Here is a 17,325-nt window from a genome sequence, read left to right as displayed (position 1 = left end):
GCCCTGCGTGAGGGCACCACTGATGGTGCCCCGCTGGGCAGGGCGGTCAGCCCCGGTTCGCGTTGATGACCGAGATGGCGGCGGTGGAAGTGTCGTCCGGCCCCTTGGCTTCCTCTGGCCGGAATTGCCCGCCGGCAACCGCCGCCGGGGCCGGATCCACAGGGATGGGGGTCACGTGCACGGCAGGCTGTGCCGCCAAGGCAGGCGGCGTCTGTGAACCGGGCTTGTCCTCTGCTGCAGGTTTGGCGGGTACCGGGATGACGGTCACCGCGGGGCCGGCAGCAGAACTGCCGCCGGAGGATGCGGTGGCGGTTGCCCCGGCGCCGGGCTGCACCGGTGCGGGCACCGCGGTCCCGGCGGGGGTGTCCTTGGCCGGGAGCGGTTCGACGCTGATCGGCTGGCCCCCGAATTCAGCGATGTCGCCGGCAAGGCTCTCCAGCATGTCTTCGGCCTCGCGGGCCATGTCCTGGTCCCCGGCCGCCAGGCCCTTGACCAGGTACTGTGCCAAGGCAAACTCGGCAGACAGTGCCGCCCGGCGCAGCAAGTGCTGGTCCGGGACGTCGCGGCGGCTGGACGTGTAGGACTTCAGGACAGCGTCAATGAAGTCCTGTTCGTTGGAGGCCACCAGCCAGGCGAAGTCGTCTGCCGGGTCGCCGATGCGAAGGTCGGTCCAGCCGGTAACTGCGGTCACCCGTCCCGATTCGACCAGCAGGTTGTCTTCGTGCAGGTCGCCGTGGACCACGCACGGGTTGAACCGCCACAGGGAAACGTCCTCCATGGCATGTTCCCAGCGCCGCAGCAGTGCGGCTGGAATCTTGCCGGTGGTTGCGGCCTGGTCCAGTTCGTTCAGCCTCCGTTGGCGGAACTCGTTGGGGGTGTAGCTGGGCAAATCGGCATTGCTGACCAAGGACCGTGGGAGGTCGTGGACCGCGGCCAGTGCGGAACCGATCTCGCGGGCGAGGCCGGCCGGTCCGGACGTCAGCTCCTCGACGCTGCGAGTGCTTCCGGAAAGGTGTGAGTACACGAAGGTGGTAAGGCTGCCAAGCCGGACGCTGCCGGCGACTGTGGGCATCAGGAAGGGCAGTTCCGCCCGGACGGCCGGGGCGAAGGCGCGGAGCACCAGGAACTCCGTTTCCAGCCGCGCGCTGGCCTCGGCATGCCGCGGTGACCGGACCCGCCAGCGCTTGCCTTCTGAATCAAGGAGCAGGGCCGACTCGAAGTCCGCGGGGTCATCCGGCGCGGAGCTAACAGCTGTCGGGGTCAGTCCGGGGACTGCCGCGGTTGCAATAGCCGCCAGTTCAATCGGTTTTCTTCTCACCGTTCCACGGTAGATTGCGCGCCGTCCCAGACGGCGGTCCGGCCGCGGCGAGTCTCCAGATAGCTGGAATTAGGGGGTACCCGCAGAGCGAAGGTGCCCGGCCCTGAATGTGAAATGTCGGGGGCAGTCAGTACGGTGGAAGCATGAGCCACACGGAGTCCGCCCTACCCGTCCACCAGGCTGTGCCGGCACCGCTGCCGGCGAACCACCTCGTGGACACCCTGCTCCCGGTGAGGCCGGCACTGGTGGACCGCGGGTCTGCCGCGCGCATCAGGCCCGGGATGATCGATGACCTGCTGGCCGGGACGGACGCGGTGGCAGCAGTACTTTCAGGCCGGCAGGGCCTGGTGCGTGGCAGCAACCTGGTCCTGGTCGGGGCCGGGGAACTCCTTGCCCGGCTGCGGGAGGCAGGTACAGCGCCGGAACTGGTGGTGTACCTGGGATCCGCCCTGCCTGCCGCGGACATCCCGGCCGGGACCGAACTGCTGCTGTTCGTCCTGCCCGCACCTCCGGAGCCCGGCACCGCCGGCATTCCCGCGGACGCTTCCTGGGCAGGTTTCAGGGAAGTCGCGGGGGGCCTGACCCCCACCTCCACAGCCTTGTTCGTCGAGGCCAGCGCCATTGCCAACTGGCACGCAGCGCACACGCATTGTCCCCGCTGCGGCACGCCCACCGACGTTGAAGCCGGCGGCTGGGTGCGCCGGTGCCCGGCGGACAATTCTGAACACTATCCCCGGACTGATCCCGCCATCATTGTCACGGTTGTCGGCCCCGACGGCCGGCTGCTCCTTGGCGGCGGCGGGCCCGTGGATGCCCGGAACTACTCCACGCTGGCCGGGTTCGTGGAGCCGGGGGAATCCCTGGAGGAAGCCGTGGTCCGTGAGATCCAGGAAGAGGTTGGCGTCCGGGTCACGGGCTGCCAGTATCTTGGCTCCCAGTCGTGGCCGTTCCCGGCCTCCCTTATGCTTGGATTTACCGCCGTCACCGAGGACACCCAGGCAACGCCTGATGGCGTGGAGGTCACCAGGGCCCGCTGGTTCAGCCGCGAGGAGCTCCAGGAAGCGGTGCTCAGTGGCGAGATCACGATTTCCAGCAGGCTCTCCATTGCCCGCTCCCTCATTGAGCACTGGTACGGCGGCCGGATCCAGGACCTGGCCGGCGCCTAAGTTATTCCATCCACCAGACTCCAGCACGCGGTAGTCGAGAAATAAAGCAGCAGAAGTGACTACAGAACATTTTGACGGGGCAGCTTCCCTTGAGGACCGGATCCTTGGCGGGCTTGATGCGGAACAGCGTGAGGTGGCCAGTACGCTGAGCGGCCCGTTGTGCGTGCTTGCCGGTGCGGGGACCGGCAAGACCCGTGCAATCACCCACCGCATTGCCTATGGCGTGCACTCCGGGGTGTACAGCCCGCAGCGCCTGCTCGCGGTGACGTTCACCGCCCGGGCGGCGGCGGAGATGCGCAGCCGCCTGCGCGACCTCGGTGCAGGAAACGTGCAGGCCCGCACTTTCCACGCCGCGGCCCTGCGGCAGCTGCAGTTCTTCTGGCCCCAGGCAGTCGGCGGTACCCTGCCGAATTTGCTGGATCACAAAGCCCAGCTGCTTGCCGAGGCAGCCCGCCGCCTGCGGCTCACCACGGACCGGGCGTCAATCCGGGACCTTGCCTCCGAGATTGAATGGGCCAAAGTCTCCATGTTGACCCCGGCCAATTACCTCGAGAATGCCCAGGGGAGGGGCGCGCCCGGCGGGTTCGACCTTACTGCGGTGGCCCGCGTTTTCCAGTCGTATGAGGACGTCAAGACGGACCGCAACGTGATCGACTTCGAGGACGTCCTGCTAATCACGGTAGGGATCCTGCAGGAGGACGAGAAGGTCGCTGCCACGGTCCGGGAACAGTACCGCCACTTCGTGGTGGACGAGTACCAGGACGTTTCCCCGCTCCAGCAGCGGCTCCTCGAGCTCTGGCTGGGCGGGCGTGACGAATTGTGCGTGGTGGGTGATGCCAGCCAGACCATCTACTCCTTCACCGGCGCCTCGCCCAGGCACCTGTTGGACTTCAAGGCCCGTTATCCGCAGGCCAACGTGGTCAAGCTCGTCCGGGACTACCGTTCCACCCCGCAAGTGGTGAGACTGGCCAATGACCTGCTGGCGGGACGGCGCAGTGGCGGGCCCGCCGCCGACGCCGCCTGGGCCGCTCCGCTTCAACTTGTTGCCCAGCGCCCGGCAGGCCCGGTGCCCCAGTTCACCGAATGCACGGACGACGAGGCAGAGGCCGCCACGGTGGCCCAGAAGATCAAGGCATTGCTCGACGCCGGGACCCCGGCGAGCGAGGTAGCGGTCCTTTTCCGCACGAACGGCCAGTCCGAAGCCTACGAACAGGCGCTGGCGGCGGCAGGAATCGGCTACCAGCTCCGGGGCGGCGAACGCTTTTTCGCCCGCAAGGAGGTCCGGGACGCCATCCTCCAGCTCCGCGCAGCCACCCGGGCTGTTTCTGAAACCGACGCGCCGGAACCCCTGGGCCAGCTGGTCCGGGACATCGTCTCCTCCCTGGGGTACACGGATTCCGCTCCGCACAGCGGCGGGGCCCTGCGCGAGCGGTGGGAATCCCTCGCAGCGTTGGTGGCGCTCGCCGACGAACTCGTCCAAAACCGCGGGCTCCAGTTCGGCTTGGCGGATTTCGTCAATGAACTCCAGGAACGCTCCCTGGCCCAGCACGCGCCGACAGTCCAGGGCGTTACCCTGGCTTCCCTCCACGCAGCCAAGGGCCTGGAATGGGACGCGGTCTTCCTGGTGGGGCTCAGCGAAGGCCTGATGCCCATCTCCTTTGCGGATTCACCCGAATCCGTGGATGAGGAACGGCGGCTGCTGTATGTCGGCATCACCCGCGCCCGGGAACACCTCTACCTCTCCTGGAGCACGGCACGGACTCCCGGCGGCCGCGCCAACCGGAAGCCCTCCCGGTTCCTCGACGGACTGCGGCCTGACTCGGTGGCAGGTTCAAGTGTCCGCGGGAAAGGCGTCCCGCCCCGCCGGAAGGCTGCCGCGCCCGCTGTGTGCCGGGTATGCGGCACCATGCTCGCCACGGGAGCCGAGCGCAAGGTGGGCCGCTGCAACGCGTGTCCGCCCAGCTACGAGGAACAGACCTTCGACGCCCTGCGGAACTGGCGTCGCGACGTCGCCCAGTCCGCAGACGTCCCCGCGTTCGTCGTGTTCACCGACGCCACCCTCACGGCGATTGCCGAGGCCCGGCCGGCATCGCTGGAGGAACTGGCCGGCCTCGCCGGCGTCGGCCCCTCCAAACTGGAAAAGTACGGCGAGGACGTCCTGCGGGTCCTGGCCGAAAGCTCCGTCCTGTGAGGCGGGGTACCCCGGCCGGCAACAGCACGCAGCAACCAGCACCACAGGTCACACCCGACGGCGCCCCCGTGGAGGTGCGGCGTTCTGCCCGGCGGACGCGGACGGTGGCCGCATTCTGGGAGGACGGAACGGCTGTGGTCGCCATTCCGGCCCGTTTCACTGCTGCACAGGAACGGGAGTGGGTGCAGCGCATGCTGGCGAAGCTGCACAAGCAGGGGGAGCAGCGGGCTGCAGCCGGCCGGCGCCGCCCCGCCACTGATGATGCCCTTGCCGCCCACGCCGCACGGCTGTCGACACAGTATCTCGGCGGCCGGCCGGTTCCCACATCCGTGCGCTGGGTCAGTAACCAGAACTCCCGGTGGGGCTCCGCCACGCCGGCTGACGGAACAATCCGGCTCTCGGACAAACTGCGGCCCATGCCGCAGTGGGTCATCGACTACGTGCTGCTGCACGAACTGGCCCACCTCCTGGTGGCCTCCCACAATGCCGCATTCTGGCAGCTGCTGGACGCTTACCCGGAGACCCAGCGGGCCAAAGCCTTCCTTGAGGGTATTTCATTCGCCACCGCCCGGGGCCTGGGCAAGGACGGCACGGCAGGGAGCGGCGACGCAGACTAGCGCTGCCCGGACCGATGACCGGACTTAAACGACCCGGCGGGCCAGGAAGTCCTGGCCCGCCGGGGCGTTCATGGGCTGTTAAGTATCAGCTTTTGGGGTGGCCGGTGTCGCCGTCGTCGTCCTTCCCGCCGGCACCGCCAGTGTCCGGGGCGCCGCCCTCTTCTGATGAGGTGTCGTCAAACCCGCCGCTGAGCAGTTTCTGCAGTGCGTCGTCGACTTCGCTGTCGCTGGCCTCGGCGAGCTTGCGGCGTGAGCTGAAGCCCTTGGGATCATCCAGGTCCTCGGCGGTGGGCAGCAGGTCGGGGTGGTGCCAAATGGCGTCCCGGCCCTCGATGCCGCGTTCGTCCTTCAGCGTGGCCCAGAGGGTTGCGGCATCGCGAAGCCTGCGCGGGCGCAGCTCCAGCCCCACCAGGGAGGCGAAGGCGTGCTCCGCGGGGCCACCGGTTGCCCGGCGGCGCCGAACGGTTTCGCGCAGCGCCCCGGCCGAGGGCAGAACCTTCTCGGTGGCCGCCGCGGTCAGTTCGTCCACCCAGCCCTCCACCAGGGCCAGTGCCGTCTCGAGCTTCTCCAGGGCCTGTTCTTGGGCGGGGGTCCGCTGCGGCATGAAGACACCTTGGGACAGGGCTTCCTGGATGCCCTCGGGGTTGCTTGGATCAAGGTCGCGGGCCAGTTCCTCGATGCGTGAGGTGTCGATGTGGATGCCGCGGGCGTAGGCCTCAATGGCGCCCAGGAGGTGTCCGCGCAGCCAGGGAACCTGCACGAAGAGCCGGGCGTGCGCTGCTTCCCGGACAGCCAGGAAGAGGCGGATGTCGTTCTCCGGCAGGGACAGGCCCTCGCCGAAGGCCGCAACGTTTGCAGGCAGCAGCGCCATTTCCAGGTCGGCCAGCGGGACACCAATATCGGTGGAGCTGACCACGTCCTTGGACAGGGCGCCGATGGCCTGGCCCAGCTGCATGCCGAAGATCGCGCCGCCCATGTTCTGCAGCATGGAGGAGGCGCCGCCCATCATGGACTTCATCTCCTCCGGCATCTGCTCCGTCATGGCGGAGGAGAGGGCGTTGGCGATGCTGTTGGCCACCGGTTCGGTCAGCCGCTTCCAGGTGCCCAGGGTGGCCTCCACCCATTCGGCCCGTGACCAGGCTTTGCCGATCAGGCCGGTGGCGGGCAGGTCGGTGACCGGGTCCAGCCACAGTTCCGCAAGGCGGAGGGCCTCGTCCACATCCCGGGACTGCTGCGCCGAGACCGACGGGTCGGAGCTTCCGGCAGCCACGCGCCGGGCGTTGTCGTGGGCCAGCGTCCAGTTCACGGGGCCCTCCGACGGGGCGCTCATCATGGCCTGCACCTGGGAGAACATCTGGGCCAGCAGGTTGGGGTCGTCCGGCAGGCCGGCAGCCTTGGCCAGCTCGGACGGGTCGAAGTTTTCCATCCCCTTGCCGCCCATCAGGTTCTGCAGCATTTCGGTCAACGGATCCTTGGGGGTGTCGTCGCCGTTGGACGGATTGAGTGGGTTGGAGGTCATGGTCCCGCCGATCGATGGTGTGACTGTTGATCAACCTTCACGGTACCCCGGTGGGGGTCGGCTGTCTGCCGCCCGCCGCCGTCGTTCGCTCTAGGCAAAGCACCCCGGTGCGCCTTCACCGCGTACTGTTGGTGCGTGACTACAACCCGTGGCGGCCACCCCTCCGAGGACCACGTTCCAGGCCTTTCCCCGTTCTCCAGCGCCGGCACAGCAGGTGCAGGCAGCAGCCCCGGGGAGGACGACGGCGGGCGCCCCCGCAGGCGGCTGTCCACCATGATGGTTGCCGGGCTGGCGGCGTTGGGGCTGGGAATAGCGGTGGGCACGCTTCCGGTGCCGTACGTCATCGAATCGCCCGGGCCCACCTACAACACGCTGGGGCAAAGCCAGGGGCATCCCGTGATCAACGTCAGCGGCCATGAAACGTATCCCGCTGCCGGGAACCTGGACCTGACAACGGTGTATGTCGATGGTGGCCCCACTGGATCCGTCAGCATCCTCAACGCCTTCTCCGCATGGCTGGACAGCTCAAAGGCCGTCTACCCCGTGGAACTGATCTATCCCACGGGAACCACCAAGGAGGAGGCCCAGGAGCAGAGCGCCGTGGCCATGGCCACGTCCCAGGAAAACGCCGTGGCCTCCGCCCTGAACGAACTCAAGATTCCGTTTGGCCAGCAGTTGCAGGCCGCGGGGCTGTCCAAGGACTCCGCATCAGCGGGAAAGATCCAGCAGGGGGACATCCTCAAGTCCATCAACGGCAAGGACATCACCTCGCTCGCGGTCATCCAGGATGAACTGGCTGCGGGCAAGGGGGCTCCGGCGACTGTGACGGTCGAACGCGCCGGCCAGCCTGTCGCCCTCGAGGTGACGCCCAAGGACAACGGCCAGGGCCGCTTTATTCTCGGGGTCATGCTGAAGTACTTGTTCAGCTTCCCGTTCCAGGTTCAGATCTCCCTGGACAAGGTGGGTGGCCCCAGCGCCGGCCTGATGTTTTCACTGGGGATCATCGACACGGTGACGCCGGGCGACCTCACCGGCGGCAAGCACATTGCCGGCACCGGCACCATTTCGCCGGACGGGACGGTGGGCCCCATTGGCGGCATCGGGCAGAAGATGCGGGGTGCGCGGTCCTCCGGCGCCACCCTCTTCCTTGCGCCGGCCGGCAACTGCGACGAGGTGGCCGGCCACGTCCCGGCCGGCCTCCAGGTGGTGCGCGTGGAGAACCTCGCGGAGGCCCGGCACGCCGTGGAACTGGCCGGGAGCGGGCAGGACACATCCGCCCTCCCGGCGTGCACGGGCAAATAGGCCGCCTGGGCCATGCATAGACTGGGCCCAACAGTTTCGACAGGAACTAAGCTTTACCGCCACTCGTGGCACTGATGACGGACGACACCAGCCGTTTGACCGGTACCGTACGTCGCTCGCACGCTTCGAATGTCTCGACGACCAGCTATGAGGTACCCAGTTTGTCCCGTCCCGCCAGCACCACGTCCACAGGAAGGCCCCCATCGCGACGGGGAGCCCTGACGCCCACCCTCATCGTCGTTGCCCTGGTGGTAGTGGGCTTCATTTTCTTCGCCAACGTCTGGACCGACGTCCTCTGGTACCGGCAACTGGGCTTCATCCAGGTTTTCATCACCGAAAACCTCGCCAAGATCGCCACCTTCGTGGCCGGCTTCGCCATCATGTTCGCGGCGGTGTTCTTTTCCATCCGCATCGCCTACAACGCCCGGCCCGTCTACGCTCCGGATTCTGAGGTCCGGGACAACCTGAACCGGTACCAGGCCCAGCTGGAGCCGGTCCGCAGGATCGTGATGGTGGGCCTGCCGGTCCTCTTCGGACTCTTTGCGGGCAGCGCCGCAGCCAGCCAGTGGCAAAAAGTCCTGCTCTTCTTCAACCAGGTCGGCTTCGGCCAGGCGGATCCGCAGTTCAATATGGACATCAGCTTCTACCTGATGACCCTGCCCTTCCTCGGGTTCGTCACCGGGTTCCTGATCAGCGTGGTGGTGATCGCAGGCATCGCCGGCATCCTCACCCACTACCTCTACGGCAGCATCCGGCTGATGGAGCGCGGCGTGTTCACCAGCCGCGCGGCCCAGATCCACATCGCTGTTACCGGTGCCGCGTTCCTGGTGCTCCTCGGTGTCAACTTCTGGCTGGACCGTTATTCTTCCGTGCAGAGCAACGGCGGACGCTGGGCCGGCGCCCTCTACACTGACGTCAACGCCGTCATTCCCACCAAGGCCATCCTCGCCGTCGCGGCCGCCCTGGTGGCCATCCTCTTCATCGTTGCCGCCGTTATCGGCCGCTGGCGCCTGCCGGTGATCGGTACCGCGATGCTGATCATCACCTCCATCCTGGCCGGCGGTGTCTACCCGTGGGTGATCCAGCAGTTCCAGGTCCGGCCTTCGGAGCAGACGCTGGAAAGCCAGTACATCCAGCGCAACATCGACAACACCCGCAAGGCCTACGGCCTGGACAGCATCCAGGAAACCCGGTACGACGCCACTAATACCGCCAACACCGGGGCCCTCGCGCCTGACGCGCAGACCACGGCCAACATCCGGCTCCTGGACCCGAACCTGATTTCCGACGCGTTCGCGCAGCTGGAACAGTACCGCCCGTACTACCAGTTCCCCAAGGCCCTGAACGTGGACCGCTACGAAGTGGACGGCAAGATCCAGGACACCGTGATCGCGGTGCGCGAACTCAACCCCACGAACGTGGCCACCAACCAGCAGGGCTGGCTGAACCAGCACGTGGTTTACACCCACGGGTACGGGGTGGTGGCGGCCAAGGGCAACAAGTTCACCGTTGACGGCAAGCCGGAATTCCTCCAGTCCGGCATTCCCTCCACCGGGGTGCTGGGCAACGACACCACCTATGAGCCGCGGATCTACTTCGGTGAGTCGTCTCCCGAGTATTCGATCGTGGGCGCGCCGGACGGTGCCACGCCGCGCGAGCAGGACCGCCCGTCCGGCAAGGAAGGGGAGGGCGAAACCCAGTACACGTTCAAGGGCAACGGCGGCCCGAACGTTGGTTCCTTCTTCAACAAGATCCTCTACGCCATCAAGTTCCAGTCTTCGGACCTGCTGCTCTCCGATGGCGTGAACGCAGAGTCGCAGATCCTCTACGACCGCAACCCGCGGGAGCGGGTCCAGAAGGTGGCCCCGTACCTGACGGTTGACGGCGGCGCCTACCCGGCGCTGGTGGACGGCCGCGTGAAGTGGATCGTGGATGGCTACACCACCAGCCAGTACTTCCCCTACTCGCAGCAGAAGCAGTTGTCGGATGCCACGGCCGATTCGCAGACCAGCTCCGGCCGCGCCGTGGCCCTGCCCAACAGCACGGTCAACTACATCCGCAACTCGGTCAAGGCCACCGTGGACGCCTACGACGGCTCAGTCACCCTTTACGCCTGGGATGACACGGACCCGGTCCTCAAGGCGTGGCAGAAGGTGTTCCCCTCATCGCTGAAGCCGTACTCGGAGATGTCCGGCGCACTGATGAGCCACGTCCGGTACCCGGAGGACCTGTTCAAGGTCCAGCGGGAGCTGCTGGGGCAGTACCACGTCACGGATCCCACCAGCTTCTACAAGAACAACGACGTCTGGAGCACGCCGGCCGATCCGACCGTGTCGACGGACGTCAAGCAGCCGCCGTTCTACATGTCGCTGCAGATGCCGGACCAGCAAAAGCCGGCGTTCCAGCTGACGTCGTCCTTCATCCCGCAGATCGTGAACGGTAACGCCCGCAACGTCCTGTACGGGTTCCTGGCCGCGGATTCGGATGCCGGCAACCAGGCCGGCGTGAAGGCTGACGGCTATGGCAAGCTGCGGCTGCTCCAGATCCCGCCGGAAACCCAGGTGCCCGGTCCGGGACAGGCGCAAAACAAGTTCAACTCGGACCCCACCGTTTCCCAGGCCCTCAACCTGCTGCGGCAGGGTGCCTCCGACGTGCTGAACGGCAACCTGCTCACCCTGCCGGTGGGCGGCGGCATCCTCTACGTCCAGCCGGTCTACCTCAAGTCGACCGGTGAGACCTCATACCCCACGCTGCAGCGCGTGCTGGTGGCGTTCGGTGACAAGGTGGGCTTCGCGCCAACCCTCGACGCCGCCCTCAAGCAGCTCTTCGGCGGTGATTCGGGAGCAGCCGCCGGAGACTCCGCCAACAACGGGCAAACCCCGGCCGGCCCGTCGGCGCCGGCGACACCTGCGGAGGCGGATGCCAAGGCCCAGCTGAAGGCGGCGCTGGACGAGGCAAACTCCGCCATCCAGGCTGGCCAGACGGCGTTGGCCGCGGGTGACTTCGCCGCTTACGGCGACGCGCAGAAGAAGGTTTCGGCGGCCCTGAAGAAGGCGTTGGATGCCGAGGCCAAGATCCCGGCCACAGCTCCGGAGGCCAGCCCGGCTCCTTCCGGGTCGCCTTCCGCCTCGCCGTCACCGTCGGCTGGGCAGTAGGGACAGGGCAGCAGTACGACGACGGCCCACGGCACCCGGCCCGGCAGGACCGGGTGCCGTGGCGGCGTGTTGGACGTCACGCCGCCACGATTTGGCCTGCGGTTCACCTCCCGGTAAAGTAGATTCTGCGACGCGGGGTGGAGCAGTTCGGTAGCTCGCTGGGCTCATAACCCAGAGGTCACAGGTTCAAATCCTGTCCCCGCAACTGGGGAAAGGCCCGGACATTGGAAACAATGTCCGGGCCTTTCGCTTTAACGCCGCAGTGGTGTTTGCCTGACCGGGGTTTGCGGGACGGTGGTCAGGGCTGCCGCCAAAGTAGGGTAGGGTTGATCAAGCGACGCGGGGTGGAGCAGTTCGGTAGCTCGCTGGGCTCATAACCCAGAGGTCACAGGTTCAAATCCTGTCCCCGCAACTTATGAAGGCCCCAGCCGGCAGTTACGCCGGCCGGGGCCTTTCCATTTCCTTGGAAACGGCCACTTCCTAGTATTCTCTTTCGAAGGGTCCCGCGATCTGCGGGCAGCCCCCAGTCATTCCTGAGAGGTATGTTGTTCGATGGCCACACCCACGAAGAAGCCCAGCTCCGCGACGGGTAAGCGGTCCCGGCTTTACTGGATGGTTCCCGCCGTCCTCGTGGCACTGGTCCTGGTGGTCCTGGCCGCCAGGCTGATCGTGGGGCTGCCGGCCGTGGCATCCTTCCTCGCCGACTATCCGGGCCAGTCCCGGCTGCCGGACAACGCACCCGTGGGCTTCCCGGCCTGGCTGGCGTGGCAGCACTTCCTCAACGCCTTCTTCCTGCTCCTGATCATCCGTACCGGCTGGCAGGTGCGGACCACCACGCGCCCCAGCGGTCACTGGACCCGGAACAACAAAGGCCTGATCCGCACCAGGAACGCTCCCACCAAGATCACCCTGGAGCTGTGGTTCCACTTGACCCTGGATGCGCTCTGGATCCTTAACGGTCTCGTGTTCGCCGTCCTGCTGTTCGCCAGCGGCCAGTGGATGCGCATCGTCCCCACCAGCTGGGACATCATCCCCAATGCCGCGTCGGCCGCGCTGCAGTACGCATCGCTGGACTGGCCCACCGAGGATGGGTGGATCAACTACAACGCGCTGCAGCTGCTCACCTACTTCGCCACCGTCTTCATCGCCGCGCCACTGGCGTTCATCACCGGGCTGCGGATGTCGTCGGCGTGGCCCAAAAAGGCGCCGGCACTGAACAAGGCCTACCCGATCGAGTGGGCCCGCGCCGTCCACTTCCCGGTGATGATCTACTTTGTGGCGTTCATCGTGGTCCACGTCTTCCTGGTGCTGACCACCGGTGCGCTGCGGAACCTGAACCACATGTACGGAGGGAGCGACGACGACGGCTGGTTCGGTTTTTGGGTCTTCGCTGCCTCCGTAGCGGTCATGGTGGCGGCCTGGTTCCTGGCCCGGCCAATCTTCCTGCGGCCCATCGCTTCCCTGATGGGCAAAGTCAGCCGCTGACGCGGATCCGCGCGGTCAGGCGTTCTTGATCTTCTGGTAGGCGTCCAGTGCCCGTTCCCGGGACTCCGGCAGGTCCACGAGCGGCTGCGGGTAGCCGTCGGTGTCCGCTGCCCACGGTTCGTGGATTTCCTTACCATTGAGGTCCCTCAGTTCGGGAATGAATGCCCGCAGGTAGCGGCCGTCGGCGTCGAACTTCTTGCTTTGGGTCACCGGGTTGAAGATCCGGTAGTACGGCGAGGCGTCCGCGCCCGAGCCCGCCACCCACTGCCAGTTGGCGGGGTTGTTCGCGGCGTCGGCGTCCACCAGGGTGTCCCAGAACCATTCCTCCCCGACCCTCCAGTCGGTCAGGAGGTTCTTGACCAGGAAGGACGCGGCGGCCATCCTCACCCGGTTGTGCATCCAGCCTGTCTGCCACAGTTGCCGCATGCCGGCGTCCACCAGCGGGTAGCCGGTGTTTCCCTGCTGCCAGGCGGCGAGCTCCTGCCGGCTGGGGGAGGCCCACTGGAAGTTGTCGAAGGCGGGACGGAAGTTCCGGGTGGCCAGGTCGGGGTTGTGGTACAGCAGGTGCCAGTTGAATTCCCGCCAGCCCAGTTCGGCCCGGTAGGTTCCGACGTCGGAGGGGACCTTGCGTGGATGTCGGCGGTGGATTTCCCGCCACACTCGGAACGGGCTCACCTCGCCAAAGCGCAGATGCGGTGACAAACGGCTGGTGCCCTCGGTTCCGGGCAGGTTCCGGCCTGTGCCGTATTCCTCGATGGGACCGTCCAGGAAGTCCTCAAGCCGCTCCCGGGCTCCCTTTTCGCCGGGTACCCACGTGGCGGCCAGTCCGGCGCTCCAATCCGGTTTGGAGGGCAGGAGCTGCCAGCTGCTGAGCGTGTCACTGCCCGGCAGGCCCCTCCCGGCAGGCGCGGGACCGGGCAAGCCGTCCGGGGCCTCGTGGGGGTCACGGATGTCCTGGGATGCCAGGCACGCCCGCCAGAAGGGCGAATAGACCTTGTAGGGCCCACCCGCCCCTGTCTTCACTGTCCAGGGTTCGAAGAGGAGGTTCGCCTGGTAGCTGTCGGCCTCGATCCCGTTCCCGGCCGCCCACTCCTTGAGTCCGGCGTCGATAGTCCGTTCCGGTTGCCCGTAACGGCGGTTCCAGAAGAGGTGGCTTGCCTTCGTCCGGACGGCGAGGTCCTTGACGACGTCTGCGGCCGGACCGCGCTGGAGGACCAGCCGGGATCCCTTGCTTTCAAGGTCAGCGGCAAGTGCGGCCAGGGAGTGGTGCAGCCACCAACGTGCAGCCCCGCCAAGGGGCCGCACGCCGTCGGATTCCTCGTCCAGGATGTAGGCCACCGTCAGTGGCGCACCCCGGCGGGCGGCCGCTGCCAGGGCCGGGTTGTCATCCAGCCGCAGGTCGTCACGCAGCCAGACCAGGGATGTGCCATCGGGAGAAGTCATGGCACCACGCTACACACAGCGGACGCGGCAATGGCCGGGACCACGGTCCCGGCCATTGCCGTCATTCAGCTGGAGCCCTGCTCCGAACCTCAGAGCTTGTCGAAGTCGGCTTCGTCAACAGTGGATCCGGACGACGCCGGGCTCCCGGCGCCAAGTGCCCCCTTGGAGTTTCCGGCCTTGAGGGCCGCCAGCCGGGCTTCGATTTCCGTCTGCTCGCCCAGGTCCTCAAGCTGGTTGAACTGGGCGTCCAGGCTGGAGGCTGCAAGCTCCTGCTGCCCGCGGACCTTGGCTTCTTCGCGGCGGATCTTTTCTTCGAAGCGGCCAACCTCGCTGGTGGGATCCATGATGTCGATGCTCTTGATGGCGTCGTGGACCTGGGACTGCGCCGCTGCAGTCTTGGACCTGGCAACGAGCTCGTTCCGCTTGCTGGTCAGCTGGTTGAGCTTGTTCTTCATCTGCTCAAGCCCGGTCTTCAGCTTGTCCACCACCTCCCGCTGGGAGGCGATGCTGGGTTCGGCGCCCTTGGCTTCGCTTTCTGCCGCCATCTGGCGCTGCAGGGCAACCTTGGCCAGGTTGTCGAACTTCTCGGCGTCGGCAACGTCGCCGGCGGCACGGAATTCATCTGCCTTGCGTGATGCGGCAAGCGCCTTGTTTCCCCAGTCGTGGGCGTTCTTGACGTCCTCGTTGTAGTCGTCTTCCAGCATGCGGAGGTTGCCGATGGTCTGCGCCACGGCCGACTCGGCTTCCGCGATGTTGTTGGTGTAGTCGCGGACCATCTGGTCCAGCATCTTCTGCGGATCTTCGGCGTTGTCCAGCAAGGAGTTGATGTTCGCCTTTGCCAGCTGCGCGATCCGGCCGAAAATGGACTGCTTAACCATGGTGTTTGCCTTTCGTCCTGCTCTGTGTTGACCACTGGAACCGGTGCACAGTGGTGTCCTGCGTCTTTCCGCCCGCCGGGATCTTCCGGCGTGTCCGGCGGAAGTCTCTAGAAACTGCCGGAGTCTCCGCCGCCGAAGTCGCCGCCGCCGAATCCACCGGAGTCTCCGCCCCAGCCGCCTCCGCCGCCGCCGTCACCCCAGCCGCCGCCTCCGCCGCCGCCCCAGCCTCCGTGGCCTCCGTTGAGGATGGAGTTGATCAGGATGCCGCCCAGGATGGCGCCGCCCAGTCCGCCGCCGCCTCCGCCGCCGAACATGCCGCCGCGGCCGAAGCCCTGGTTGGCGTATTCGTCGAAGTGGTCCACATCGGCCTGCGCCAGTTGCGCGGCCTGCGCTGCCAGGGCATGTGCCTGCTGTGCGTAGGTGAGGGCGGTCACCGGATCGGTGCGGGAGATGGACAGCGCGTAGTCGAGGTTCCGCTGGGACTCGGCCAGCCGGGTGCGCGCCTCAGTGCCTACGCCGCCGCGCCTGGCGGTGATGTAGTCGGAGGTAGCACTGATCTGGGCCTGTGCCGACATGATGGTCTGCTGCAGGGATGCCTGCGCACGCCGTGCCTGTTCCTGCTGGTCCCGGATTCCGGTCAGGGCCTGGTCCAGGGATTGGTGGGCGGTTTCGACCCGCTGCAGGGTGGCGATGGGGTCGATGCGTCCGCCCTGGATTTCGGTCTTTACCTGGGCCAGTGCGGCCTCCACCGCGGCTACCGGGCCGGCCAACTCCGAATGGGCGCCGGACTGGATGATTGCCTTTGCCTGGGCCAGGTCCTGTGACGTGTCCACGACGGCCGCTTCGATGCCGTTCCGTGCTTCATCAAGGTTGGCGGCCACTTTGGAGATCGCCTCCACCAGGACGTTGGTTTGGTGCAGGCTTTCCTCGGCCGCGCGGACGGCCACGGCGGCCAGGCTTCCCTCACCTTCACCGAGCTTCTGCTGGGCGGTTTCGGAAGCGTTCTGCACGAAGGCCAGCCGTTCCTTGGCCTGCACGATGTTGTCCGAGACCTGCGCCAGCGCGCTGTCCGCATACTTGGCACGCATGTCCTGCAGGGACTTTTCGGCGTCGGCGATCCTGCCGTCGGCCTCGCGGGCCCCGGCGTTGACGGCTGCAAGGGCCTGGGGAGCGTTCTTCTCCAGCTCGCGCAGGGAGTCGAAGTCGGCTTTCTGCTCCTGGAGGGATTCGAGGGCGGCCTCGGAGCGGCGGATGATCTCGCCCAGCCAGGTCCGTTGCTGTTCCTCTGTATCGGGAATGTGGTCATCGAGCTGCTGCTGCAGCTTGAAGGACTCCGTCATGTGGGCTTTCGCCTCGTCCAGGGCCTTGGTGAAGTTTCCGACGGCGGAATCCCCGTACTGCGCCTGGGCAAAGCCGAGTTCCTGCTCGCTGGATTTGATGGCGTCGTCCGCCTCGATCAACAGGGAACCGCTCTTACGGCGCAGTTCCTCGACGCTGAGCGAAGCCAGCGGGTCCAGTTCGGCGCCCTGCGGGCCGTAGCTTCCGCTGGACGCACCTTGGCCGAGGGCCTTCTTCCGGCGGTTCCGGTAGTACAGGTAGGCGCCGCCTCCGGCGACCACCACGCCTGCACCCACGAGGATGCCGGCGCCGGCACCGCTGCCCGAGGAGACGCTGCCGCTGCCCCCGCCGGCGGCGTCGCCAACAGCTGCAGCAGTGTCAATGGCAGCCTGGGCGAAGTCCTTCTTGCCGCCGGCGAGGTTGGCCACCACCGCATTCTGGGTGATGTTGCTGCGCTTGGAGTAGATGGCGCTGGCGGAGTTGGGGGAGAAGTAGTACTTGCCCTGGTCGGTGGCGATGGCGAGGATGACGTCCGCCTTGCCCATGCCCTTGGTGGTGGCCACGGCCTGGCTCCAGGCCGTGGGATCCGAAGGGTTCTCGAACGACTTCACGGTAACCACGTACAGGTTGTACTTGTGGTCCTTCAGCAGCTTCTGGATGGCATCCTGGACCTCACCCTTCCGGCTGCCCAGCACATTGGCATTGTCAACGATGTTGGTTCCGGAGGGAATGGTTACCGGGTCTTCGGCCCAGGCAGCACCGGCGGGGACCGCCAGCAGCCCGGCAAGGCCGATCACGGCGAGGATACGTTTGAACTTTGACCGCATGTGCAACCCTTCAGCACGCCTGACACCGATTCGGGACGAATCAGTCGTCGAATCCAGCAGCGCCCCCACGCTTGGTGTGAAGCCGC

Annotated in this window: 11 protein-coding genes and 2 tRNA genes; 8 read left to right on the top strand and 5 right to left on the bottom strand. The window is 66.6% G+C overall.

The features are described 5' to 3' along the window. Positions 1–46: 46 nt before the first annotated feature. The gene (locus tag ACFVTD_RS01520) at positions 47–1,318 is read right to left on the bottom strand and encodes a phosphotransferase (RefSeq protein WP_387557069.1); all 1,272 of its coding nucleotides are present in this window, start codon (positions 1,316–1,318) and stop codon (positions 47–49) included. A gap of 143 nt (positions 1,319–1,461) precedes the next feature. Here ACFVTD_RS01520 and nudC point away from each other — a divergent pair, with 143 nt between their 5' ends. Genes nudC through ACFVTD_RS01505 form a run of 3 tightly spaced genes read left to right on the top strand, consistent with a single transcriptional unit; the run spans position 1,462 to position 5,292 of the window. Further along, positions 1,462–2,484 carry an NAD(+) diphosphatase gene (nudC, locus tag ACFVTD_RS01515; RefSeq protein ID WP_387557066.1) on the top strand — a complete coding sequence of 341 codons (1,023 nt, stop codon included), beginning with the start codon at positions 1,462–1,464 and terminating at the stop codon, positions 2,482–2,484. A 55-nt stretch (positions 2,485–2,539) separates the two neighbouring features. Next, entirely contained in the window at positions 2,540–4,675 is a 2,136-nt protein-coding gene (locus ACFVTD_RS01510) for a UvrD-helicase domain-containing protein (protein WP_387557063.1), read from the top strand. After that, the gene (locus tag ACFVTD_RS01505; protein ID WP_387557060.1) at positions 4,672–5,292 is read left to right on the top strand and encodes a YgjP-like metallopeptidase domain-containing protein; all 621 of its coding nucleotides are present in this window, start codon (positions 4,672–4,674) and stop codon (positions 5,290–5,292) included. Before ACFVTD_RS01510 ends, ACFVTD_RS01505 begins: the two co-directional genes overlap by 4 nt. Positions 5,293–5,377: 85 nt before the next feature. Here the strand turns inward: ACFVTD_RS01505 and ACFVTD_RS01500 are convergent, their stop codons facing one another. Continuing rightward, complete coding sequence (locus tag ACFVTD_RS01500) at positions 5,378–6,811, bottom strand: zinc-dependent metalloprotease (RefSeq protein WP_387557058.1); 1,434 nt, start codon at positions 6,809–6,811, stop codon at positions 5,378–5,380. A gap of 135 nt (positions 6,812–6,946) precedes the next feature. Between ACFVTD_RS01500 and ACFVTD_RS01495 the strand changes: the two genes are divergently transcribed. From ACFVTD_RS01495 to ACFVTD_RS01475, 5 genes are all read left to right on the top strand, one after another. Continuing rightward, positions 6,947–8,113, top strand: a complete 1,167-nt coding sequence (locus ACFVTD_RS01495; RefSeq protein WP_387557055.1) for a PDZ domain-containing protein — start codon at positions 6,947–6,949, stop codon at positions 8,111–8,113. Positions 8,114–8,274: 161 nt separating this feature from the next. Further along, positions 8,275–11,268, top strand: a complete 2,994-nt coding sequence (locus tag ACFVTD_RS01490) for a UPF0182 family protein (RefSeq protein WP_387558931.1) — start codon at positions 8,275–8,277, stop codon at positions 11,266–11,268. 131 nt (positions 11,269–11,399) lie between these two features. Continuing rightward, positions 11,400–11,473: transfer RNA gene (locus ACFVTD_RS01485), tRNA-Met, on the top strand. A gap of 133 nt (positions 11,474–11,606) precedes the next feature. Continuing rightward, a tRNA-Met gene (locus ACFVTD_RS01480) sits at positions 11,607–11,680 on the top strand. Positions 11,681–11,820: 140 nt separating this feature from the next. Further along, the gene (locus tag ACFVTD_RS01475; protein WP_387557052.1) at positions 11,821–12,753 is read left to right on the top strand and encodes a cytochrome b/b6 domain-containing protein; all 933 of its coding nucleotides are present in this window, start codon (positions 11,821–11,823) and stop codon (positions 12,751–12,753) included. A 15-nt stretch (positions 12,754–12,768) separates the two neighbouring features. Here ACFVTD_RS01475 and ACFVTD_RS01470 read toward each other — a convergent pair whose 3' ends face one another. The 3 genes from ACFVTD_RS01470 to ACFVTD_RS01460 form a co-directional block, all read right to left on the bottom strand. After that, positions 12,769–14,196, bottom strand: a complete 1,428-nt coding sequence (locus tag ACFVTD_RS01470) for a cryptochrome/photolyase family protein (RefSeq protein WP_387557050.1) — start codon at positions 14,194–14,196, stop codon at positions 12,769–12,771. A gap of 89 nt (positions 14,197–14,285) precedes the next feature. Further along, positions 14,286–15,074: a PspA/IM30 family protein gene (locus ACFVTD_RS01465; RefSeq protein ID WP_387557047.1), complete on the bottom strand. Its 789-nt coding sequence runs from the start codon at positions 15,072–15,074 to the stop codon at positions 14,286–14,288. 107 nt (positions 15,075–15,181) lie between these two features. After that, complete coding sequence (locus ACFVTD_RS01460; protein WP_387557044.1) at positions 15,182–17,239, bottom strand: TPM domain-containing protein; 2,058 nt, start codon at positions 17,237–17,239, stop codon at positions 15,182–15,184. Positions 17,240–17,325: the final 86 nt, after the last annotated feature.

The sequence above is a fragment of the Pseudarthrobacter sp. NPDC058119 genome, from assembly GCF_042884655.1.
Classification (GTDB): Bacteria; Actinomycetota; Actinomycetes; order Actinomycetales; family Micrococcaceae; genus Arthrobacter.
Note: the sequence above shows the minus strand (reverse complement) of the source record. Positions and strands in the feature narration are given on the sequence as shown.